At 48.3% G+C, this 22411-nt stretch carries 20 protein-coding genes and 2 riboswitches (1 of these 22 only partly in view); of the genes, 10 read left to right on the forward strand and 10 right to left on the reverse strand.

The window, feature by feature from the left end:
* Nucleotides 1–108: 108 nt before the first annotated feature.
* The 3 genes from OIR97_RS04370 (at nucleotide 109) to OIR97_RS04380 (ending at nucleotide 6076) form a co-directional block, all read left to right on the forward strand.
* Nucleotides 109–453, forward strand: a complete 345-nt coding sequence (locus tag OIR97_RS04370; RefSeq protein WP_169546375.1) for a RidA family protein — start codon at nucleotides 109–111, stop codon at nucleotides 451–453.
* Between the two features lie 345 nt (nucleotides 454–798).
* Nucleotides 799–3030, forward strand: coding sequence for a methyl-accepting chemotaxis protein (locus OIR97_RS04375; protein ID WP_169546374.1), 2232 nt, complete (start codon nucleotides 799–801; stop codon nucleotides 3028–3030).
* A gap of 124 nt (nucleotides 3031–3154) precedes the next feature.
* Nucleotides 3155–6076: a penicillin acylase family protein gene (locus OIR97_RS04380; RefSeq protein ID WP_169546373.1), complete on the forward strand. Its 2922-nt coding sequence runs from the start codon at nucleotides 3155–3157 to the stop codon at nucleotides 6074–6076.
* 55 nt (nucleotides 6077–6131) lie between these two features.
* On the opposite strand, the gene purU is transcribed toward OIR97_RS04380, so the two are convergent.
* Entirely contained in the window at nucleotides 6132–6986 is an 855-nt protein-coding gene (gene purU, locus OIR97_RS04385; protein WP_169546372.1) for a formyltetrahydrofolate deformylase, read from the reverse strand.
* Nucleotides 6987–7169: 183 nt separating this feature from the next.
* On the opposite strand from purU, the gene OIR97_RS04390 reads away from it, so the two are divergent.
* Nucleotides 7170–8393: a threonine synthase gene (locus OIR97_RS04390; RefSeq protein WP_169546371.1), complete on the forward strand. Its 1224-nt coding sequence runs from the start codon at nucleotides 7170–7172 to the stop codon at nucleotides 8391–8393.
* Here the strand turns inward: OIR97_RS04390 and OIR97_RS04395 are convergent, their stop codons facing one another.
* Both OIR97_RS04395 and OIR97_RS04400 read right to left on the reverse strand, forming a co-directional pair.
* Nucleotides 8394–8921, reverse strand: a complete 528-nt coding sequence (locus OIR97_RS04395) for a hypothetical protein (RefSeq protein WP_169546370.1) — start codon at nucleotides 8919–8921, stop codon at nucleotides 8394–8396.
* Between the two features lie 90 nt (nucleotides 8922–9011).
* Nucleotides 9012–10247 (reverse strand): MFS transporter, encoded by a 1236-nt coding sequence (locus OIR97_RS04400; RefSeq protein WP_267177790.1) that lies wholly within the window; start codon nucleotides 10245–10247, stop codon nucleotides 9012–9014.
* Nucleotides 10248–10444: 197 nt separating this feature from the next.
* On the opposite strand from OIR97_RS04400, the gene speD reads away from it, so the two are divergent.
* Nucleotides 10445–10870 carry an adenosylmethionine decarboxylase gene (speD, locus tag OIR97_RS04405; protein ID WP_169546369.1) on the forward strand — a complete coding sequence of 142 codons (426 nt, stop codon included), beginning with the start codon at nucleotides 10445–10447 and terminating at the stop codon, nucleotides 10868–10870.
* Nucleotides 10867–11721 carry a polyamine aminopropyltransferase gene (gene speE, locus OIR97_RS04410; RefSeq protein ID WP_169546368.1) on the forward strand — a complete coding sequence of 285 codons (855 nt, stop codon included), beginning with the start codon at nucleotides 10867–10869 and terminating at the stop codon, nucleotides 11719–11721. Before speD ends, speE begins: the two co-directional genes overlap by 4 nt.
* Nucleotides 11722–11724: 3 nt before the next feature.
* Here the strand turns inward: speE and OIR97_RS04415 are convergent, their stop codons facing one another.
* Together OIR97_RS04415 and OIR97_RS04420 are read right to left on the reverse strand one after the other, a co-directional pair.
* Complete coding sequence (locus tag OIR97_RS04415; protein WP_169546367.1) at nucleotides 11725–13200, reverse strand: L-serine ammonia-lyase; 1476 nt, start codon at nucleotides 13198–13200, stop codon at nucleotides 11725–11727.
* A 53-nt stretch (nucleotides 13201–13253) separates the two neighbouring features.
* Nucleotides 13254–13339: riboswitch (glycine riboswitch) on the reverse strand.
* Nucleotides 13340–13342: 3 nt separating this feature from the next.
* Nucleotides 13343–13428, reverse strand: a riboswitch (glycine riboswitch).
* A 90-nt stretch (nucleotides 13429–13518) separates the two neighbouring features.
* The gene (locus OIR97_RS04420) at nucleotides 13519–14658 is read right to left on the reverse strand and encodes an alanine racemase (protein ID WP_169546365.1); all 1140 of its coding nucleotides are present in this window, start codon (nucleotides 14656–14658) and stop codon (nucleotides 13519–13521) included.
* Between the two features lie 115 nt (nucleotides 14659–14773).
* On the opposite strand from OIR97_RS04420, the gene OIR97_RS04425 reads away from it, so the two are divergent.
* A complete protein-coding gene (locus OIR97_RS04425; protein ID WP_169546364.1) occupies nucleotides 14774–15952 on the forward strand; it encodes a glycosyltransferase in 1179 nt (392 codons plus the stop codon).
* Nucleotides 15953–15970: 18 nt separating this feature from the next.
* Here OIR97_RS04425 and OIR97_RS04430 read toward each other — a convergent pair whose 3' ends face one another.
* The 4 genes from OIR97_RS04430 to OIR97_RS04445 form a co-directional block, all read right to left on the reverse strand.
* Complete coding sequence (locus tag OIR97_RS04430) at nucleotides 15971–16321, reverse strand: hypothetical protein (protein ID WP_169546363.1); 351 nt, start codon at nucleotides 16319–16321, stop codon at nucleotides 15971–15973.
* A gap of 72 nt (nucleotides 16322–16393) precedes the next feature.
* Entirely contained in the window at nucleotides 16394–16999 is a 606-nt protein-coding gene (locus OIR97_RS04435) for a tetratricopeptide repeat protein (protein ID WP_169546362.1), read from the reverse strand.
* 643 nt (nucleotides 17000–17642) lie between these two features.
* A complete protein-coding gene (locus OIR97_RS04440) occupies nucleotides 17643–17834 on the reverse strand; it encodes a (2Fe-2S)-binding protein (protein WP_169546361.1) in 192 nt (63 codons plus the stop codon).
* 166 nt (nucleotides 17835–18000) lie between these two features.
* On the reverse strand, nucleotides 18001–19212 hold the full coding sequence (locus OIR97_RS04445) for an acyl-CoA dehydrogenase family protein (protein WP_169546360.1): 1212 nt from the start codon (nucleotides 19210–19212) through the stop codon (nucleotides 18001–18003).
* 115 nt (nucleotides 19213–19327) lie between these two features.
* Here OIR97_RS04445 and OIR97_RS04450 point away from each other — a divergent pair, with 115 nt between their 5' ends.
* From OIR97_RS04450 to OIR97_RS04460, 3 genes are all read left to right on the forward strand, one after another.
* Nucleotides 19328–20254, forward strand: a complete 927-nt coding sequence (locus OIR97_RS04450; RefSeq protein WP_169546359.1) for a LysR family transcriptional regulator — start codon at nucleotides 19328–19330, stop codon at nucleotides 20252–20254.
* A 26-nt stretch (nucleotides 20255–20280) separates the two neighbouring features.
* On the forward strand, nucleotides 20281–21030 hold the full coding sequence (rsmI, locus tag OIR97_RS04455; RefSeq protein ID WP_169546358.1) for a 16S rRNA (cytidine(1402)-2'-O)-methyltransferase: 750 nt from the start codon (nucleotides 20281–20283) through the stop codon (nucleotides 21028–21030).
* Nucleotides 21031–21124: 94 nt separating this feature from the next.
* Nucleotides 21125–21556: a CBS domain-containing protein gene (locus OIR97_RS04460; RefSeq protein WP_169546357.1), complete on the forward strand. Its 432-nt coding sequence runs from the start codon at nucleotides 21125–21127 to the stop codon at nucleotides 21554–21556.
* Here OIR97_RS04460 and OIR97_RS04465 read toward each other — a convergent pair.
* On the reverse strand, nucleotides 21553–22411 hold the 3' portion of the coding sequence (locus OIR97_RS04465) for a patatin-like phospholipase family protein (RefSeq protein WP_169546356.1). Its footprint extends 44 nt past the window's final position; only the last 859 of its 903 coding nucleotides appear in the window; its start codon lies beyond the right edge, outside the window — the gene reads right to left on this strand; its stop codon occupies nucleotides 21553–21555. The genes OIR97_RS04460 and OIR97_RS04465 overlap by 4 nt on opposite strands.

The following is a 22411-nucleotide window of genomic DNA, read 5'->3' on the forward strand; positions in this document are numbered from 1 at the left end:
GGGGCGGCAATCATGGAACGCACTTCTTTTATAGAAGACGCTGGGTTGGTCGTTTGATGATGCCCGGTCAAAACCGCTGTTTCAGGCAATTTAAAAAGAGGAATGAAAATGACAATTAAGAGAATTAACCCAGGAAGCCGGATGAGCCAGGCTGTTGTTCACGACAATACCGTTTATCTCGCGGGTCAGGTGGGAACCGCAGGCGCCAGCGTCGCGGACCAAACAAAAGACATTTTGGATAAGATCGATGCGTTGCTCGCTGAAGTGGGAAGCAGTAAGTCCCAGCTTTTACAGGCCACAATCTGGTTGGCTGACATGGCAGACTTTCAGGAAATGAACGCAGTTTGGGATAGTTGGATTGATCCGCAAAATCCACCAACCCGCGCATGCGGAGAAAGCAAGCTGGCGACACCAGATTATACCGTTGAGATTATTGTTGTTGCTGCTGTTTAACAGTACTTACAGAAAATAAAACAAATGCTTTAAAGTAATGATTGTTAAATCAATCGCATTATATTGCTTTTTGTATGTTGTTTTATTGAATCATATTGATCTGGGAAGTTAAATTGACAAATTATCAAATTAACTTCCCTATTTTGCGATTGTATTTATTACATTGAATGTACTTTTAGTTGTTATTGGACTAATTATTTGGTCGTAATTTTTCTTTATTTTGGTTGAATTTGAACACAACCTGTAAATATTAAGAGCTTGTAAATATTCATATTTGACCATTGTGCCTTCACAAGGATCCTGGACGTTGTTTTGCCCAGGCATTTTTCGGGAGTGCCACATATTATGAGTGTCGTCAGTTTACGGATTTCCAAGAAATTACCGCTACTAATCATCGCTTCGTCTTTGGTTCTGGGATTGAGCCTGAGTTTCCTCGGGTATTTTGAAGGATCATCGGCAGTTAACGCTGAAGTTGAGAAGAAACTGCAAGTGGTCCTTGATGCCCGTCGGTCTGCCTTAGAGAACTATCTCGTTTCAATTCGAGAAGATTTATCGATAACGGCGGCGAATCCGCATGTGGTTCAGGCTGTTAAGGAATTCAAAGCAGGGTGGGAGAAAATTGAAGGGAACCCGGCCGAGCAATTGCAAAGGGCTTATATAACGGATAACCAGCATCCGGTCGGCGAGAAAGAAAAACTGGAATTTGCGTCAGATGGCTCTGCTTATAGTGCCGTTCATAAAAAATATCACCAATGGTTCCGGCAGGCCCTCTATACTCGTGAATATTACGATATTTTCCTGTTCGATTTGAAAGGTAACCTTCTCTACACCGTTTTTAAGGAAGCAGATTTTGCGACCAATCTGAATTCAGGAAAATGGAAGTCATCCTCACTTGGTAATATTTACAGAAATACGCTGAACAAAACGAACCCGGACCAGCAGTCTTTTGAAGATTTTGCGCCATATGCGCCCAGTAATAATGCACCTGCAAGTTTCATCGCCAGTCCGATATTTGATAATGGAAAACAGGTCGGGGTCCTGGCTTACCAAATGTCCATTAGTCGGCTGAACAGCTTGATGCAGGTTTCAGAAGGTTTGGGAGAGACTGGTGAAAGTTACATCGTTGGACAGGATTTTCTGATGCGAAGTGACTCGCGTTTTTCAGAAACAAGCACGATTTTGACCCGGTCCATCAAAACGGCTGCGGCAAAAGATGCGCTTGCAGGGAAAACAGGGGTGATGGCTGGCGAAGATTATCGCGGTGTTCAGGTGAAATCAGTTTATGGGCCTCTGGAATTTATGGGGACTAAATGGGCTGTTCTCGCAGAAATCGACGAAACCGAGTATTTAGAACCCATTGTTGAAATGCGTAATGTGTTCATGATCCTGTGCGTTGTGCTTTTGTTGATTATAGGAACGGTCGGAGTGTTTTTCGCCCGAAATATAACAACGGCCCTGGCCTCGATCACCTCCGCAATGAAGAAATTGGCGGCTGGAGATTTGGAGACAATCGTTCCAGAGCAAAATCGGACGGATGAGATCGGTGACATGTCTGGAGCCCTTCAGGTTTTTAAAGACGGTGCGAACGAGCAACGGCGGCTGGAGAAAGAAGCTGAAGAAGCTGCTAGAAAAGCGGAAGAGCGAGACCGCTTGGATCGGGAGCGTACAGAAAAGCAAATGGAAGAAGAGCGTGAAAGGGAGCGTGCGGAAATCGCTGAGAAAGAAGCCCGCACTGAGAAAATCACGGCCATTATTCAAACATTTGAAAATCGTGTATCTGAAGTCATGGGAACCCTTACCGGGGCGTCAACAGAATTGCAGGCGACTGCTAATTCTCTCGTTGAAACCGCAGATGGCACGATGAGCCTTTCTACAGAAGTGGCCAATGCGTCTCAGGAAGCCTCTTCGAATGTTCAAACCGTGGCGTCAGCGGCTGAGGAGCTTTCGGCGTCAATTGGAGAAATTTCCCGCCAGGTCGGGCAGGCAACCAGCGTGTCTGAAGATGCTGTGGATGAAGCAAGAGTAACGACAGATGCTGTTTCAGATCTTGCTGAAGCTGCCAAAAAAATCAGCGAAGTTGTCAGTATGATCAGTGATATTGCAGGCCAGACAAATCTACTGGCGCTGAATGCAACGATTGAGGCGGCCCGGGCGGGCGACGCGGGCAAAGGGTTTGCCGTTGTTGCAAGCGAAGTGAAAAGCCTTGCCACCCAAACGGCCAAAGCAACGGAAGAAATCACATCTCAAATTTCCGGTATGCAGCAGGCAACAGATGGTGCCGTTTTGGCCATCGAAAAAATTGGCGGTGTCATCCAAACCATCAGGGCTTCGACCGTTACCATTTCATCCGCTGTGGAAGAGCAGAATACTGCAACAAACGAGATTTCCAGAAGTGTGCAGGAAGCGTCAAGCGGGACAAATGAAGTGTCATCCAAGATCGGCGAAGTTTCCGCAAAATCCAGCGAAACAGGCTCTGCTGCATCACAGGTGCTGGCTGCTTCAGGCTCTTTGGATCGTTTGGCCCAAGACCTTAAAAACGACATTGAAGGCTTTTTGAACGAAATCCGAGTAGCGTAGTTTATAAAAGATAACGGCTTAAAAACCGGCCCCTAAAAGGGTCGGTTTTTTTGTGTTTTTTTGTTCACAAATTCCGCTGGCGTCAGTCTTTATCACAACCTGACACATCAAACTGGAGAATGTCGTGAAAAATATAAACGCTAGAGTATCGTTGCTGGCGACCGCAGCGATAGGAGCTTTATGCTTCCAGATTGCAAGCGCTGAAGCGAAGGTCGTGATTGACCGAGATGTATACGGTGTCCCCTACATTTTGGGGGATACTGATCGCGAAGCATTTTTTGGATACGGGTATGCAATGGCGGAAGACCGGCTGATACAAATCTCCAAACTTCGTTACTTGAGCAACGGTGTGTATCCCAAAGATAAAGAGCAGACGGGAAAAAAAGCTGTTGCCGGCAAGGAAAAGGCAAATTCCTATCTTTCTGATTATCCCTATCTGCAGGAAGATATCCGCCGTGAATTAGATGTGTTACGCCAGGCATATGAGCAGGATGATGACGCCCGCCGGGCGGTCGATGCGCTTGAATGTGTGGCTGCCGGCATTAATGCCTTTCTCGTGCAGAATTTCAAACAAATACCTGCTGCGGAGGATAACTGCAATCCGCGTGAAGAAATTACGTTCAGGGGTCGGCCCTTGTCCGCAAACCCGCAAGAGCTGGCCTATATTGCTGAGCGATTTTCTGATGAAGCAGATTTTCTGAAACCTGCATGGACAGCGGAAGACATACTTAAGATCTTTCAGAACCGCGTTATGGATGAATTCTCCAACCGCAATGAGGAAGTAAATAACCTTGGGCTTCTTCGGGAATTTGAACGGCAAAATCCCAGGCAACCAGAAAAAGCACGGCGTATTTTCAATAGTTTCAAATGGGTGGCAGATCCTCATGCCATTACTGAAGTTAAAAATCTGGAGCAGTCGGGCGGCATTAGTCTTCGCGAAGCGCGGGCGGTCGTCGCTGGGTACCGTCAGGCAAAACATTCTGAGTTGTTGAAAACGGGGGGCGCAATTTGTCCATCAATTGCTGGCGGTGGTGTTGGAAAAGAAAGTTATGATTTTGCGTATCAAGGGGCGGACAAAACCGGTTTTGCGCAAAATGCCAGTAACTTTTGGGCTGTAAGCGGCGATCGGTTAGCCAAGCCAGCGAAATCGGTCATGTATAATGGACCTCAAATCGGGGCCTATGATCCGAACGGTTTTTACCCATTCAAGCTAAAAAGCGGGAGTGGTTTTCAGTATGCCGGTACCAGTTTCGCCGGGACCTTTACCACTTTCACCGGCCACAACGGGAAAATTGCAACAGGCTTTACAGCCGGCAATTCAGATGTGGCCGATATGTTCTGCATTCCAGTGAGAGCCGATAGAAAAGTGGATGGACACACGACCTTCGTCGGGGAGGATGATCTTCGTCTGCTGAAAACCCCCGGCACGTCCAAATCCTATCATGTGAAAGGTACGGGTTGGCCGGTGAGTCGTCTGGAAGTCGGTGCTGATGGGCGGGCTGTGGCTTATATCAAACGGGTAACGTGGCAGGGGCAGACAGGCAGCAGCTTTAAGAGTTTCCTTGCGTTGGCGTCCGCACAGAATATGGAGAAATGGCAGGGTGCGGCTACTGGCGTCGGGGCAAACTTTAACCTGATCGGAACCTCTGATGATGGAACCGTAACCATGCGACTGGCTGGTGTGATTCCGCCTCGGGTAAATTCGAATGGGACGGTGCTCAAGAATTTGAAAGACCGCCCCGACCGTCTTTTGTGGGATGCGGATGTTCGTCTGCCTGTTCCGGTTTCACCTCTCAAAGGTTGGCATAATGAGGCGCCAGACTATTATGTGCAGAATGAAACAACCAACAACGGGACTGTCGTTAGCTGGAACCATAAACCGTATCTGCTGATGCCGGATTCCGATCTTTATTATGATGCATGGTATGCGTGGGACCGAGCTCAAATCATTGAAGATATCCTTTCCAACGTTCGCGATTATGACATTGAAAAAGCTTCCAATGTGAACACACTGCTGACGCGTCTGGACATTAATTATCATATGTTTCGTCCGTATCTGGCTCGCTTGATGGAAAGTGGAACCCTTCCCGAAGAATTGGCTCCGATCGCACAGAGTATTCTGAAATGGAATGGGATGCGTGGTGAGCCAGGTAAGCCAGGCGGTAAAAACTGTGTGGGCAGGTTGCCTTCTATTCCGAAGGGGCAGGTTCTGTTCATGGATTGGTATGAAAATCTGGGAGCGGCCTTTAGTGAAAAAATATTAGGTGTCTCTTTCGATCGATTGACGAAACTAAAGGCGAAAGCAACGCGCGCAAAAACGGAAAAAGGTGTCCGGCTATCTGCGGGGGAGGCGAGCGAACTTGAAGAGTTGAACCGGCGAATTTCTGTCTGGCGTCCTTATGGAAAGCTGAAACAACCGATGTATAGCAAGCAGGCTGAAGGGAAGCCGAAGTTAATTTATAACACCAGTCAGAATGTATATATTCTTGGGAAAATGATGTTGATCAATCTGAAATTCGCTTTTGGAGAACATCCTTCCTATGACGAGACAGGTTGGAATTTTTTGCTGGGCAAAGCTGCCGATCGGCGTGACAGTAAGAAAACTGTGGCGGCGGGGTATGACTGGATGATTGCTGCGCTTCGAAAAACAGCGCTGCAAAATACAGGGCCAGCTTACTCAAGCTGTCACGCCATCGCAACCATGGCCAATAATGCTATCGTTATGTCGACCCGTGATGAAAAGGCGCTGGCATTTCCATATTTTAGAAATCGGGGGGCACAGAACCATGCTGTCCAGTTTAACGGGGTTTCTCCTTCGCCCGCGGCAGGGCAGGAAAGCAATGCCGGGATGCGCAGACTGCAAGCAATCTTAAGGCAATTGGCACCAGAAACCTCGTTCGAGGCCAGGAATATTGCGGCGCCAGGTGTTCGCGAATATCGCGGGGTTGTCTGGAGGACCCTTGATCCTACAGATAACCAGCTTCAGATGTTAAATACAGATCAGTTGCGGCCGATGGGTGAATTCGGAGCCCCATCAGAACAATAAAGCGCGCGACTAACGAAAACGAAAGGCCGGATATTGAAAGATGTCCGGCTTTTTTTTATTTAAAAACGATTGTCTTATGACCGTTTAGCATGACCCTTGCTTCCAAATGCATCTTGACCGCGCGCGCCAGAACGCGGCTTTCAACATCGCGGCCTGTTGCGACAAAGTCGTCGGCACTCATTGCATGACTTACGCGCTCAGTTTCCTGCTCGATAATTGGTCCTTCATCCAGATCGGGTGTCACATAGTGGGCGGTCGCCCCAATAAGTTTCACCCCCCGCTCATGCGCCTGATGATACGGTTTGGCACCTTTGAAACTAGGCAGAAATGAATGATGTATATTAATGATGCGGCCAAACAGGCGGGTTGATAAATGATCCGTTAAAACTTGCATGTAGCGGGCGAGGATCACAAGGTCAGCCCCGGTTTCCCGAACTAAATCCAGTAGTTTCTGCTCTTGTTCCTGCTTATTGTCAGCATTGACGGGCCAGCAATGAAAAGGGATATTTTCGATTTCGGCAGTGCCTTTGCTGGCGTCGTGGTTTGAAACGATGGCAACAACCTCTGCCTGCAACCAGCCAACTCGGATTTGATATAACAGGTGGAGCATTGCATGATCGAACCTGGACACCATAATGATGATTTTCGGTTTGCATTCCGCATCTGTGACGCTGGCTTTCATGTGAAATCGATCAAAAACGGGTTTTAAGCCGTGTTCAATCGTTGATTTGGGCACTCCGACTGGAAGAGCGAAAGCAATCCGCATGAAAAAATGGCCTGTCTGCTGATCCCAAAACTGGTTGCTTTCAGTAATATTAGCGCCAGCAGACGCGAGCTCGGTTGTAACCGCGGCCACGATGCCGGGTTTGTCTTCACAAGATAGCGTCAAGATATGGAGATGTGTGGACATTCTTTTCTCGGTTTTTGCAGAATAATGTGCAGAAAGGCCAGATTTTGGCGCTTGCCAAGTTTTGATGCACTGTCTGGTATCCAGGCATGATGGTCAAGACATTATTGAATTGAAGCGTCGCTTGATTGTCCAATTGACATGTGGGACAGTTCCTCCAATAGCGTGACTTCCAGAAGGACTATCATGAAAACCCCATCAGATTATAAAACGTTCGTTTCCCATTTGGAATGTGCCTACACCGGAGAGCGGTTTGAGGCCGACAAAATCCATGGCCTGTCGTCGGCGGGTAAACCGATTATCGTAAAATATGATCTGGAGGCACTGGGTAAGAATATTGATAAAGACACCATTGAACGCCGAACAGGTGGGTTTTGGAAATATAGTGAGTTCTTGCCGGTAAGGTCGTCTGAGAATGTTGTGCGCTTGGGGGAAGAAATGACCCCGATTATTCGTCTGGCCGATCAGGATGCCGGGGGCGGGGAGCTTCTTATAAAAGATGAAGGGCGGCTGCCGACTGGATCGTTTAAGGCCCGGGGGCTGGCGTTGGCGGTTGCTATGGCAAAAGAACTGGGCCTGAAAAGACTGGCGATGCCAACCAATGGAAATGCTGGTGCCGCGATGGCGGCCTATGCTTCTCGTGCAGGATTGCAGACTACAATTTTTTGCCCTGACGATACGCCGGAAATCAACATTTCTGAAATTGCGTTGCAAGGAGGGGATGTCTACCGGGTGAATGGCCTGATTAATGATTGCGGGAAGATCGTCGGTGAGGGCAAAGAGCCAGTAGGCTGGTTCGATGTCTCCACGTTAAAAGAGCCATATCGGATTGAAGGCAAAAAAACGATGGGGTTGGAACTGGCAGAGCAATTGGGATGGCGACTCCCGGATGTTATTTTTTATCCTACAGGCGGCGGAACTGGCCTTATCGGCATGTGGAAAGCATTTGATGAACTGGAAGCCATCGGCTGGATCGGGTCCAAGCGTCCTAAAATGGTTGCCGTTCAAGCAACAGGCTGCGCTCCGATTGTAAAAGCGTGGGAAAACGGGGCGGAGCATGCCCCCCTTTGGGAGAATGCGCATACAGTCGCGGCGGGTATTCGGGTCCCCGTTGCCGTCGGTGACTTTATGATCCTTCGTGCCGTCCGGCAAAGTAAGGGATTTGCCATTGCGGTTGAAGATGAGGCAATTATGGAAGCGCAGAAGCATGTAGCACAGACAGAAGGCGTTCTTTTGTGCCCGGAAGGGGCCGCGACTTACGCCGCGTATCGGCAGGCTTTGAAGGACGGGCGCGTGTTGGGATCTGATCAGGTGGTCCTGTATAATTGCGCCACAGGACTGAAATATCCTATGGCGCCGGTGTCACAGTCACTGGATCGACATCAGCCTATTGACTATTCTCGCCTTTAATTACTGTAATTCATCCGCCTTCTGGCACTGTTTTGATTTGTTCGGCAAGACGTGGATCTGGTGGGCAAATCCGTTTCCGTCGCTGAGGGTGACGGAGGCAAAACCTAGCATGGCGATGAGGTCCAGAAAGGTCAGTTCTTCAGGGGCACTGGAATTTGTAAAAACGGGTGTTGTTCGGGCGCTTGTTGAAAGTTCCGCCAGAAGTGCCCGCGCACGATAAACTGTGTCCAGATAACCATCCTGCTTAGAGACCACCAGTAGTTTGTCTGATGTCGATCCCTTGGCAAAAACCGAGTAGGGCGATGCATACGGCTGCTTTGACATGCCGGTTTTGATACCAATAATAAACCCGACCCTTTTCTTTTTGTCCACATTGGGCAATGCGTTTACATGCGCGCAATAGACCTCAATCCTTTGTGGTGCCGGGTAATAGTAACCGATATACCGGTCAGACTTTGCATAAGCGGCCTGTCCGCCGCTGAGCAGAGCCGTCAGGGTCAGAGCAAGAAAAAGGGTGACATGTTTCATACCGGTCTCTCATTGGAATTGGAAATCAGGTACCGGCATAACAGAAAATAAAAGGGGGCGATAAAGAAAAATGCGCTCTTCAGTGTATTTCTATCGATGCCCACCCGCCATCAGCAAGGCTTTTGGATGCCCCCTCAAACGTCCCATTGCATAGGTTCCAAGGAAAGGTCCGATTGCCAATGACATGAAGGCGACCTCCCACCCGAAATTCGAAACAAACACCGGGATCAAGTGAATGGTGACCAGGCTGATTAAAAATCCAGTGCAGGTTTGTATGGTCAGCATCGTGCCGATCATGTTGGGGGGGCTCAATTCGATTACGCAGGTCGAAAATTGTGCGGAATCTGCGATAACAGAAATTCCCCAGATCACACAGATAATGGTCAGAAATACTGGGTGGGCCCCAAAAAACAGGCCAATTAGAAGGGCGCAACTACCACTTGTCATCATCGCAGCCATTGTGACTGTTGTTCGTCCGTAGCGGTCGGCCAGCTTGCCAGAGACCAGACTACCCGCAGCGCCGATCCCGATTGTCGTGAAGGTTAAAATATTCGCCAGTATGCCTGGGTTTTCTTCCCCTGAAGTTCGAAAGCTTTCCAGAAGGAAAATTCCGATCCAGGCCCACATGGCATAGAGTTCCCACATATGTCCAAAATATCCAAAATTGGCATAGCGAATGGCTTTGTCTTTCCAGCCCTCCAAAGCCAGTGTGACTTTGAACGGAGGCGCTTTTGGAATCGGGTGTCCCAAATCGACAAACTGAATGATGATACTGGATAAGAAAGCGAGGCTGGAACTCCCCACAAGGGTGAAACGCCAGTCCAGCCAGTCAATATTCACAAGATTTAAAAGGTGAGGCAATGCGCTTCCCAATGTGAGTGCCCCAACCAGCAGTCCAACCAGTGTCCCGGCATCATTTCGGGCCCAGGTTGCGATCATCTTCATACCAATGGGATAAATGCCCAGCATACTGACACCGGTTACCAGCCGTAAAAGAATCACTGTGTTGGACAGCGGATCAAGGAGAAGAATGCTGATATTTGATAGGCTGGCGACTAAGACGCTGATCGTAAAAATCTGTTTGGGTGGAAATCTGTCGGCAATCGAAAAAAGAGCACTGATAAAGGTTCCAATGACAAAGCCAATTGCAACACTGCTTGAAAAAAGAGACGCATGAAAGTCGCCAATGGTGAATTCTTCTTTCAAGGCTGGAATAAGCGCTGTGGCCGAAAACCAGAGGGAAAGTGCAAAAATTTGCGCAATAGACAACAAGGCGACAGATCGCCATTTTTTCTGAAGCTCAAGGGGCATATAGGACATAGACATTCTTTGATCTATAGAGATCGGGTATTCGGATGGCAAAGTTTTTCCCGGTTTTTCAGCAGAGGTTGACGCTTTTTTGAACGTGAGATTTCTGGTGAGGATCCTGTCTCGCACTTTTCTCTTGTTTTCCCGTCCCTTTTTCGCGATAACGCGCCATCTTTTCAAGGCAGGGCAGTAGCCCTTGCATCAGGGCTGTGAAAATGTCGAATATTTCTGAAATTGTTGAAATGCCGCGTGGTGACGCAAAGGTGGAAAAGCCAGATTATTTTGTCGAAAAAGACGGAATGATTTTCGCTGGAACCCACCTGATTGTTGACTTGTGGAAAGCCACAGGTTTGAACGACAAGGAATTGATCGAAAGCACCTTAACCGAATGTGTTCATGTTTCCGGTGCGACACTGCTTCATTTTCACATCCATCAGTTTGAACCGAACGGCTTGTCCGGCGTGGCGGTTCTTGCCGAAAGCCATATCAGTTTTCACAGTTGGCCTGACAAGGGGTATATGGCCCTTGATATCTTTATGTGCGGAAAAACAGAGCCACACAAATGCATTCCGTTGCTTAAAAAAGCGTTTCAGCCGGAAACCGTGCAGATTAATGAAATCAAGCGAGGCATTTTGACATGATGGAGGTTTTTGACGAAGGGCTTCATAGCGGTGTTAATCTGGCACTGGATGTGGGAACGGTTCTGTATCGGGATAAAACAGACCTGCAAGATCTTATCATTTTTGAAAACAGTACTTTTGGCCGTGTGATGTCGTTGGATGGTGCGATCCAGACAACGGAAAAAGACGAATTCATCTATCATGAAATGTTCGCCCATGTCCCCATTCTGGCGCATGGCAACGTAAAACGGGTCCTGATCATTGGTGGGGGCGACGGGGGCGCGGCTCGTCAGGTTTTAAAGCATCGCAATATTGCCGTCACTTTGGTTGATATCGACCGCTCTGTTATTGATCTGTCGATAAAATACCTCCCAAGCATTTCAAATGGTGCCTTTGACGACCCCAGACTGGATCTTGTGGTTGCTGATGGGTGTCAGTTTGTGAAGGAAACGGATCAGAAATGGGATGTTATAATTATTGACTCAACCGACCCACACGGCCCGGGCGAAGTTTTATATACCCAAGAATTTTATACCGATTGCAAGTCCTGCCTGACGGCTGGCGGTGTAATCGTTACGCAGAACGGCGTGCCTTTTGTTCAGGCAGAGGAGCTGAGAAATAGTTATGATCGTCTGGGACTTCTGTTTCAGGATGTCAGTTTTTATATGGCAACAATTCCCAGTTATGTCGGCGGTCCGTTGGCCTTTGGATGGGCGACCGACAACAAGGAATTGCGAAAGCTTTCTGAAGCAACGCTTGCGGACCGGTTTCTAGACGCTGATATTGAGACCGGTTACTATACGCCAGATGTTCATAAAGCGTCTTTCGTGCTACCAATCTACGTCAAAAAAATCCTGACAACGACCGAGTAACGGCTAACATTCCACAACATTTACTGCCAGACCGCCTTGTGATGTCTCTTTATATTTACTGAGCATATCAATGCCTGTTTGGCGCATTGTTTCAATAACTTCGTCAAGGGATACCACATGAGTGCCGTCGCCTGACAAGGCCAGGCGCGCCGCGTTGATGGCTTTCATTGCGCCCATTGTGTTGCGTTCGATGCAAGGGATCTGGACCAGTCCGCCAATTGGATCGCAAGTCAGACCAAGATTATGTTCCATACCAATTTCAGCGGCGTTTTCGACTTGCTCATTTGTGCCCCCAAGCACGGCAGCCAGGGCACCTGCCGCCATGGAGCAGGCAACACCCACTTCGCCCTGACAGCCAACTTCAGCCGCAGAAATGGATGCGCGTTTTTTGTAAATTGAACCGATGGCCGCTGCAGTCAAAAGGAAGTTTCGAATACCTTCTTCGTTTGATCCCGGGCAAAAACGTTCATAATATTTCAAAACAGCAGGAATGACACCGGCGGCACCATTGGTTGGCGCTGTGACAACACGGCTTCCAGCAGCGTTCTCTTCATTGACTGCAAGGGCATAAAGATTGACCCAGTCCAGAACGGTCAGCGGATCGCGGGACGCGCGTTCAGGGTTGGCCATCAATTCCTTGAACAGGGCCCCCGCACGGCGTTTGACGTTAAGACCACCGGGCAATATGCCCTCCGCTTCGCAGCCACGCCGAATGCAGGCCAGCATCGCCTGCGAAACGCTATCCAAAAATTCGTTGGTTTCATCATCACTGCGCCAGGTGGTTTCGTTCTGACGCATAATTTCAGCGATGCTAAGGCCCGTTTCCTTGCCAACCGCCAGCAGTTCAGCGGCAGAGGTGAACGGATGCGGCATCTTAATATTATGACCTTTGGTTTCTGCCCTGTCTCCTTCATTGTGAGAAACAACATAACCGCCGCCCACAGAGAAATAGTCTTTTTCCACCAGTAGATCCCCATCGCTGGTATAGGCACAAAAGCGCATACCGTTTGAATGTTCCGGCAGCATTTCATCTTTCAGGAACAGCAGATTTTCATCCTCAAAAAAGGGAATATTTTTCCGTCCTCCCAGATTGAGAAGGTTTTCTGTCCGAATTTTATCAACTAGTGGGGCAATCGCCTCTGGGTCAATCAGGGAGGGGCGTTCGCCAGACAGTCCTGATAGAATAGCAATATCAGTTCCGTGACCGTGACCGGTTAGCGCAAGAGATCCGTATAATTCAACCAGGACCCGCGCTGTGTTATCGAATGCCTCAACGGCAATAAGATGATCGACAAATCTTTTGGCCGCACGCATCGGTCCAACAGTATGGGAGGAAGACGGCCCAATACCGATAGTATAAAGGTCTGTCACACTTATATTGACATCAAGCTGTGAGGTGGGCACGGGATCAGTGTTTCTCGGCTTCGCTGGGATAACCGGTGTTACACTTCCTAATCCTGCTTTTTCAATTTCCGTCATATCGGCATCCTCATACCCTGTGACCTTGCGGTCTACCTGTTAGATGATGCCCCCTCTGTCCGTGGACCTGAAAGATTACCGGATGATGCCGGGTACCTCTTCGGTGGAGCCGGATATTCTACCGACCCTCTCTCCAGAGCCTCTATACCTGACAGTTCATTTGCCTGAGAGTTTCCGGGGCGGTTGCTCCTTCGGCGCCGATTAAACGGGCTCTCCCGTCAGGGATTTTAGAGGTGCCTGATATTACAGGCGGGTTGACCCTATGAGGCTAGGCAATAAGCGTCAAGTTTTATTGAAGAATCGCCAAACATTTGCCCGCTACCATCCGTTAGAGCGATCCCAATAATCGATTACGGCGGGCGGCACCTGATCGTCGAGAATGTGATATCCAGGATAGGCTGCCGCCGTTATGCAAGCATGATTTGGCAGGATTCGAAACTGTGTCCCGATTGGAAAATCCGTCAGGGATCTGTTTGAGTTATCCAATGAAATCAAGCCATGCTCCTGATTGGTTGACGTCACCCATAACCCGTCGATCGGTTGGCCCGTGGTTGCGTCGCAAACGCATCCGTAATGCGGTTCACCAAGACGGTTCTTTTTGCCTGGATCCGTTGATAACGCAAGGCTGCCCGCGTCTATTATAAGCCTGTTCCCAGACTTGTTGTGACTGATGACTGTTGTCAAAATTGACAAAGCGATATCGTTTGTCTGGCACACGCCGAGGGCTTCCATGACCATATCCTGAAAAACATAAACGCCCGCACGGTATTCCGTTACCCCCTCAAGAGTTGCGGCATAGGTGGCTGTTGGCGTTGAACCTGCACTGACAACCGGGCAGGGTAGGCCTGCGTTTCTAATGCGCTGGGCGGCGGTTGTGATCGAAATGCGTTCCTGTTCCGCCATTTCCTGAAGTTCCTGTATGGTTTGGCAATAGTAAGAACCGCCAGAATGAGAGAGGACACCCTTCATTTGAGTTCCACTTTGTTCGTTTAGGAATGCGGCTATTTCAACAATTTCCGGCGCTTGTGGGGGGAGGCCCGCACGTTTTCCATCGCAATCAATTTCGATGAGGCAAGGAAAGACAGCTTGCAGCTCCTCCGACGATTGGGCGACCATTTTTGCAGCCTCCAGTGTATCCAGAATAAGTGTCATTGACGCGCCTTGATCCTGAAGCTGTTTTATCTGTGTTAATTTTTGCGGCGCGATTGACACCGCATACAGGATGTCAGTGTGGCCATTGTCTAAAAAATAGCGCGCTTCGTGGAGGGTTGAAACGGTGATGCCATTTTGCGTGATATTGGGAATCAGTTCGGCGACCCGCGCTGACTTGCAGGTTTTCAGGTGAGGCCTCAATGGTGTGGATAGGGTCGATAACCGTAAATCCAATTTGTTGATATTGGCGATAAGTTTGGTTTTTTCCAAAAGCAAAGTAGGGGTGCTTAATTCACCGAATGACACACTTCTCTCCTCGGTTAAGTCTTTAGCGCAGTTTCGCATTGCCTGACTTTTTAACAGGTGGTCTTATTAATAAAACCGATGGCGAGAGTATGGGTTAGTTCGAGGGGAAGCGAAAGTGGCAAAAGTGTTATTCGGCTGGGAATTTGGGGCTAGCCTCGGGCATATTTACCCACTCCTTCGCATTGCTGATGTTTTGAAAGCCAAAGGGCATGATATTCTGTTTGCCTGTCGCGATGTGACCCAGTGTTATGATGTTGTCAAAAAGCATGGCTATTCCATGATACAGGCGCCTTACTGGAAAAATCCGCCGATTGCGAATGTGCGAGGAGTTGCAACACCCAGTTACGCCGATGTTATCGCACGGCAGGGTTTCGGGTATCCGGAAATCTTGCGTACCATGATGTCCGCATGGGACGATTTGGTCACGATTGCCAAACCTGATTTGATCGTTGCTGATCACAGTCCGGGCCTCAACCTGGCGATTGGCGGGCGTGTGCCGATAATCAATATTGGTAATGGCTTCACTCTTCCGCCTGCCTCTTTAAAAGAATACCCGCCTGTCATAACAACGGGTAAGCCTCTGGTGAACCAGCAGAGATTGCTTGTGCTTTTCAATAAGTTACGTCGTGAAAAAGGGCTCAAACCCTATCGCTATCTGCCAGAGGTTTTTAACAGTGAGGGGCAATTCGCATGCACTCTACCTCAACTGGACCCCTATGATGGGTTAAGGGAAGTGCCGGTGTGCGGGCCGTTGGAAGTTTCTCTTGAACCTGCAAAATTGCCTGAAGACGATCATATTTTCTTGTATATGGCGAATGAGGCGGCAGATAGTGAGATACTTTTAAACGTCTTGCAGAAAAGCGCGGTTCCCACCACCGCTTATATTCGAGGCGCAAGTCCAGAGCGAACTCAGCGATACCATTCCGAACATCTGAAGATGCTTGAAAAACCAGTGGATTTTGCCAGGATGCTGCCCAAAGTAAGCTTGGTGCTGCATTCTGGAGGTGGGGGGACAGCGACCTCTTGTTTGATGACTGGTCGGCCGCAAATCATGTTTCCAAGACAGTCAGAATCAAATTTATCAGCAAGATTGATCAAAGCACAGGGACTAGGAGACAGAGTGCCTTCTGGGGCGAATGAAGCAGAGATATCTGCAATTATCAATGGAGCACTGGGAAACCATGACATGAAGCAGCGCTGTGCTGATATTTCCATCAGACTGTCAAAAGGGGACTGGAAGCAGGCAATTGAAAAAATAACGATCTGCGCGGAAGATATTCTCCTCAGCACATGATCGCTATTTCGTTAATTCTCACGCCAGATTGTATTTAAGAACCCATAAAGGGAGCAGCGCGGCGACTTCACGACTGCTTCCATCCAATTCAATGGCAGTTTGTTTTTCTTTCAAGTCAATCCGCACGATCCGACCATTGAACTGACACATTTCGGAGGTTCCATTTGGACCAAAAATACCTTTGACGGGCTTATCCAATGCGGCATTTTCCAAGAGGCCATTTACCAGGATCCCGTTGAGGGACCAATTTGTCGTGGCAAATTGTTGACCATTGATTTCCACTTGAAGCATTGGACTGGAAACCCGAAAGGAGTCACGCTGTTCAAATCGATTGGGAACAGAAGTGCTAAGTTGTTGAGCGTGTAGCAAGAGAACCTCCAGACATAAAATAAAGTATGCTTCGTTCAATGCAGACATCGTGCCAAAACTAAGAATATTTTCCTATTCGATTGGCACGCGAAGTTGTTTCCACAGAACGACCCGTTTAAGCGCTTCTTGTTTTTCTATATTTGACAACTGTTTAGCTAAGAGGGAAGTCGCGCGGCGAATGCGGGCTTTCAAGCTTTTGTTCCGGGCTGTTTCCTGTGATAGCGTGAGCCACTTCATCGCCTCTACTTTATCCGCGGGCACAATTTCCCCAGCGCGGTATAGCTCTGACACGGCCAATTGACTTTCAGAATCACCGTTTTCGGCTTTAGAAAGCCACCGGTTTAGTTGTTTTTTGTTGAGCTCATCCAGTTGTTTTCGGATCTGTCCCAATTTTACAGTTGCACCGGGATAATTTTGCCGGGCGGCAAGTTCATACCATTTCAAGGCAGAAGAAAGGTTCCTTTTTGTCCCTTGCCCGGCTTCCAATAAAAACGCGACATTAAACTGAGCATCCGGGTCCCCTTGTTTGGCGAGGTCAAGCCATAGCAAAAACGCTTCTTGATGACGCCCTGCCTTGTAAGCGTTTGCGGCCGTCTTATCGGCTTCTGAAAACGCGGCGGTGAAAGTTAGTAGGGTGAGTAATGAGATCATTACAAACAGGTTCAGTCTTTTTTGCAACGGGGCCCCTCCCTCAGATAGGGTCAGTGTGCAGAAGATCCGTAGTTGGCGCAAATATAAACACCGTTGGAATATCAGTGCGATTCTGAATTGATAGCTCTTTAAAATTGTATTGAACGTTTATGAGCCATCGAAAAGTAGAAAAAATAGGTCAGTGGAAGCATGCTCAATAATTTTTTTAGGAATTATTCTTTTTGCAATTTGTAATTAAAGAACTGATTTTTATCGATTTTTTGAAATAAAATGAAATTTGGATGCAAAATTTTGATGATTTGTCAAAAATGACAATTTGTCATTTAGGCTGAAAGCTGATAATAATATTGGCAAGCGAGGTAACTGGACGAAAAGATCCAAGCCAAACTTAAACCGAGTAGCAAGAAGCTGAATAATGAGTGCTTCCAATAAAGAACTTTGTTCTTTTAATCCGGGAGGAGGCGCAATTTGGACAACACTAAAATTTAGGGCTGTCCTGAAAAATAATCCGGCAGTTTTTGTTTACTGAAATATTTAAGTGTCCATTAAGAGGCATGACCAAAAACAAAAAGCCGAGGCCACGGCGTCAACTAACTATAAGGCCTGCAGATCTAGACAACCTCCATCCTGACCGGTGGAGGTAATTCTTTTTTGGGAGCGGCAAAACGAGTTATTCCGCAGATACAGCGAAACTTTTCCGGGCCTTCTCTTCATGAATGATGTCGCGAATATGAACGCTGCATTTCGCGCATTGGGGCGCGGCGCCTAGACTGTGATAGACATCCGGGACGGCACTGATACCGGTTGCAATCGCGCTTTTTACATCACGATCTGTAAACCCATTACACAAGCATACATACATCCGCATTTCCTTACAGTATGAAAATGATAATCATTCTCAATATATGGGATAGTTAAGAATGATTGTCAATACTATATATGCCTGGCTTCGGTATTTCAGGGAAAAGGGCACAAAAAAAGCAAGGCATGAGAGCCTTGCTTTTTTCCGGCTTCTTAAATGTCCGGTTTTACTCTGTGTAGCGGCGCACCAGTTGCTTGCCTAAAGAGTTCATGTGGACCTGATCGGGCCCATCAGCCAAGCGAACGGTTCGCGCATATGCAAAGGCTTCCGCCATAAAGGTATCCTGGCTCAAACCCATTGCTCCATGCGCTTGCATCGCGCGATCTATGACCGTTTGTGCCATGTTCGGTGCGACAATCTTAATCATCGCGATGATGTCTTTTGCGTCTTTGTAGCTGCCTTGGTCCATTTTGTCGGCGGCTTGTAGCGTCAAAAGGCGGGCCTGTTCAATTTCGCAGGCTGATTTCGCAATGTCTTCGCGAACTGAACCCTGTTCACTTAACTTTTTGCCAAAGGCAACGCGATTTTCAACCCGTTGACACATTAGCTCAAGGGATCTTTGGGCGCATCCGATCAGGCGCATGCAATGGTGGATGCGGCCTGGGCCTAGCCGACCTTGTGCGATTGCAAAACCTGATCCTTCTTCTCCAATAAGGTTGGAGGCGGGAACACGAACATTTTCAAACAGGACTTCCGCATGCCCGTGAGGGGCGTCGTCGGAGCCGAATACTTTCATTGGGCGGACAATCGTGACGCCGGGTGTGTCTTTGGGAACCAAAATCTGTGATTGCTGTTGATGGCGGGGGGCGTCTGGATCTGTTTTACCCATAACGATCATAATCTTACACCTTGGATCAGGAGCGCCGCTGATCCACCATTTGCGACCGTTTATTACATAGTCGCCTCCGTCGCGCTTTATTTCTGTCTGAATATTGGTTGCGTCTGACGAGGCAACAGCGGGCTCGGTCATGGCAAAAGCCGAGCGGATCTCGCCTTCCAGCAATGGCAGGAGCCATTCCTGTTTCTGCGCTTCCGTTCCGTACCGAGCAAGAACTTCCATGTTCCCGGTATCCGGAGCACTGCAGTTAAATACTTCAGAGCCGATCATGGAGCGTCCCATCGTTTCTGATAATGGCGCATATTCCAGATTTGTCAGGCCGGATCCGTATTGATCAAACTCTGCAAGGAAAAGGTTCCACAGGCCTTCTGCTTTTGCTTTGGCCTTCAATTCCTCCATGATCGGCGGAATAGACCACCGGTCACCGGAATTTTCAACATGAGCGGTGTATACCTCTTCGGCACCGTAAACATGCTCGTTCATGAACGCTTCAACGCGGTTTTTTAGCTCAATTGATTTGCTGGATACTGAAATGGACATCGCCTGCTCCATATATGTGTCAAATTTCCCTCATTATAGTGTGCCCAATTTAATCAGTGAAATTTATAATAATTATACTATAGTATTCACAGTGATTATAATTAGGCAAAATCGGATGAGTTTACGAAGGATTGACTTGAACTTGTTTGTTGTTTTTCAGGTCATATATGATGCTGGAAATTTAACGCAGGCGGCTGAAAGGTTAAATGTGACCCAGCCAGCGGTTAGCAACGCATTGGCTCGATTGAGAGAACAGTTTCAGGATCCATTGTTCGTTCATGCGAGGAAACGTATGAACCCTACTGCTGCGGCAGACGAACTGATCGGACCTGTGCGGCAAGCTCTTGGCTTGTTGGAGGGCAGCATTGCCCGCGAGGAAGATTTTGATCCCCGGGACATTAAGAAGGTCTTGCGACTCAGTATTGGGGATGTCGGGGAAGCGGCGTTACTTCCAGAATTTATGTCTGTGCTTCGGGAAAAAGCGCCTCAAATCAAAATTCAGGCCTATCAGTGGGAGCGCCGACAATTGGCCCGCAAGCTCGCGGCCAGCGAGATTGACTTTGCCATCGATATTCCAATGGCCGTAGAAGGGCAGCTGCGGCAGGCCCGACTTCTTAATGAGCATCACGTCTGTGCCGTTCGAAATGATCATTTTCTTTCAGCCGAGCCGAGCCTTGATCTGGAGCAGTATTTGTCTCAGGAACATATTCATGTGTCCTCAAGGCGAACTGGGGGTGGGGTGGCTGATCTCGCGCTGAGTAAATTGGGCAAGGTTCGAAATAATGCCGTTCGGCTTCAGCATTATCAGGCAGCTTTTGCATTGTTGGAGCGATCAGATTTTGTGCTGACAACCCCCTTGTCCCTGACCAACCAATATCCATGCCGAATTTTCGAACTTCCGTTTGATGCGCCGGATCTGGAGTTGCAACTATATTGGCATGCATCATCAGAACGTTCGGGCGTGAGTAACTGGATCCGTCAAACCTTGATTGAAGCTGCGCATCGTCTTTTGAAAAATCGAACTAACAGAACGCAAGAGTGAGTTCCTGTTGCGCCTGAAGGATGGATGTGGTTAATCGGCTTATGGAACATAAAGAACTAAATGAAGAGCCAACCCTGTATTTGATTCCAACTCCCATTGGTAATCTGGAGGATATTTCTTATCGGATTATCCGGACGTTGCAACAGGTTGATGCGCTTGCCTGTGAAGATACACGGCATACCCGAAAAATATTTGAACGCTACGAACTGAAAAGCCCCCCCATTATCTTTGCCTGCCATGCGCATAATGAAGATCGCGCGACCGGGCGGATTCTGTCACTGTTGCGGGACGGTATGTCTGTTGGTCTGACATCGGATGCGGGGGCGCCGGGGATAAGTGATCCCGGGCAAAGAGCCGCCGCCGCCGCCATAGCGGAAGGGTATCATGTGGAAGTTCTGCCGGGGCCAAGTGCTGTCATTACGGCACTAACCGTATCTGGTTTTCCCATCCCGGCTTTTTCCTTCCTGGGTTTTCTGCCCAGACGTCCCGGGCGGCAACGCAAGGTGTTCAATGCTTTTGCGGACACGCCTTCCGCAATCGTCTTTTTTGAATCACCTTTTCGAGTTGGAAAAATTCTGAAGATTGCTCTGGAATGTTTCGGGAACCGTCATGCAGCTGTGTGTATTGAGCTAACGAAAAAATTTGAAAATATTCACAGGGACAGGCTGGATGTTCTGATCGAAAAGTTCAGTGATAAAAAGATCAAGGGCGAGGTGACAATCGTGATCGCCCCTGCGGATCACGATTTAGATCAGGAAGACGACAGCGAAGATTGATGTATCGTTTTCTACGAATATTTGTGAAGTCGTTGAAAAAGTGGTAATTTCTTTAACACGAACTTAAAGAAGCAGAATAATCAGGAGGATTACCATGAATGTAGCAAGTATCCTGAAAGGGAAGGGCGGCGATATCATTACGGCCAATGCGAAGGATGAAATAACTACGGTTGCTGGAATCCTTGGTAAAAATAAGATCGGTGCCGTGCTGATTGTGGATGATCACCAGAAAATGATGGGTGTCATTTCCGAACGGGACATCGTACGGGGCCTTTCTGAAACAGGGGATGCTTGTCTTCGTACCAAGGTAACTGAACTGATGACTTCTGATGTTATTACCTGTTCTCCTGCTGATACAATCGACGAAGTGATGGCGTTAATGACGCAAAAACGTATTCGTCATCTGCCTGTTATGGAGGGTGGTGAGCTGGTCGGCTTTATCTCAATCGGTGACGTTGTCAAAAATCGAATGGATGAAGTTGAACGCGAAGCCGCTGCAATGCGCGACTATATCGCGACCGGTTAAGATAAAACCTTCAGTGCATGGTGCAGGAAGGGGAGAGCCCGCTCAACGGCATTCTCACCTTCCCGGATCATTTCGTCAGCCCTGTCAAATTCAAGTAACCCCATATGGGCCAGACGCGGTGCGATATGAACATCTGGTGGATCACCCGCTAGTCTGGATCTGCTTAACCGATCCTGAACGATGTTGAGTGAAGACATCATTACCCCGAACATGCTGGGCTCTGTCCCGGAGCGGTCAAAAAACCGATGCTTTAATAAGTTCATTGGGGAGGGCGGCGTGAACATACTGTTTTCCTCTTGACCAATCATCTCAACCCCTGTTTCTTCATTCCCTGCATTGGTCATACCGAAAACATCGGCGTTCAAATTCACTGCGATAACCAGACGGGCGCCAAGCGCACGACAGACAGAAGCAGGGACCGGGTTGGTCAAGGCGCCATCTATTAGCCAGCGTCTATCAATCTTTTGCGGCGAGAACAATCCGGGGAGGGCATAGGAAGCATTGATGGCTTTAGCCAGGCTCCCTTCACGGACCCATATTTCGTGACCTGTTCCCAATTCCGTTGTTATTGCGGCAAACGGCATGTTCAAATCTTCAATGCGTTTGTCGCCAACCGTATCATTGATAAGTTTGAAAAGTTTTTTGCCCGAAATAAGCCCGCCACCAGAAAGGCGCAGGTCCAGAAAGCGGAACAAACTCATTTTCCCCAAATTACGGGCCCATTCTTCCAGCGTGTCCAGATCGCCGGAAAGATAAAGACCACCGACGAGCGCCCCGATGGATGTTCCGCATATCAAGTCAGGTTTGATTCCTTCTTTTTCCAATCGACGGAGGACACCAATGTGCGCCCAGCCT

This window comes from Sneathiella aquimaris, from assembly GCF_026409565.1.
Taxonomy (GTDB): Bacteria; Pseudomonadota; Alphaproteobacteria; order Sneathiellales; family Sneathiellaceae; genus Sneathiella; species Sneathiella aquimaris.

Bases quoted from the DNA above. Each gene is read 5' to 3' on its own strand.
- OIR97_RS04370 (WP_169546375.1), top strand. From the start codon at position 109: ATGACAATTAAGAGAATTAACCCAGGAAGCCGGATGAGCCAGGCTGTT.
- OIR97_RS04375 (WP_169546374.1), top strand. From the start codon at position 799: ATGAGTGTCGTCAGTTTACGGATTTCCAAGAAATTACCGCTACTAATC.
- purU (WP_169546372.1), bottom strand. From the start codon at position 6,986: ATGTCCACACATCTCCATATCTTGACGCTATCTTGTGAAGACAAACCC.
- OIR97_RS04390 (WP_169546371.1), top strand. From the start codon at position 7,170: ATGAAAACCCCATCAGATTATAAAACGTTCGTTTCCCATTTGGAATGT.
- OIR97_RS04395 (WP_169546370.1), bottom strand. From the start codon at position 8,921: ATGAAACATGTCACCCTTTTTCTTGCTCTGACCCTGACGGCTCTGCTC.
- OIR97_RS04400 (WP_267177790.1), bottom strand. From the start codon at position 10,247: ATGTCTATGTCCTATATGCCCCTTGAGCTTCAGAAAAAATGGCGATCT.
- speD (WP_169546369.1), top strand. From the start codon at position 10,445: ATGTCGAATATTTCTGAAATTGTTGAAATGCCGCGTGGTGACGCAAAG.
- speE (WP_169546368.1), top strand. From the start codon at position 10,867: ATGATGGAGGTTTTTGACGAAGGGCTTCATAGCGGTGTTAATCTGGCA.
- OIR97_RS04415 (WP_169546367.1), bottom strand. From the start codon at position 13,200: ATGACGGAAATTGAAAAAGCAGGATTAGGAAGTGTAACACCGGTTATC.
- OIR97_RS04440 (WP_169546361.1), bottom strand. From the start codon at position 17,834: ATGTATGTATGCTTGTGTAATGGGTTTACAGATCGTGATGTAAAAAGC.
- OIR97_RS04445 (WP_169546360.1), bottom strand. From the start codon at position 19,212: ATGTCCATTTCAGTATCCAGCAAATCAATTGAGCTAAAAAACCGCGTT.
- OIR97_RS04450 (WP_169546359.1), top strand. From the start codon at position 19,328: ATGAGTTTACGAAGGATTGACTTGAACTTGTTTGTTGTTTTTCAGGTC.
- OIR97_RS04460 (WP_169546357.1), top strand. From the start codon at position 21,125: ATGAATGTAGCAAGTATCCTGAAAGGGAAGGGCGGCGATATCATTACG.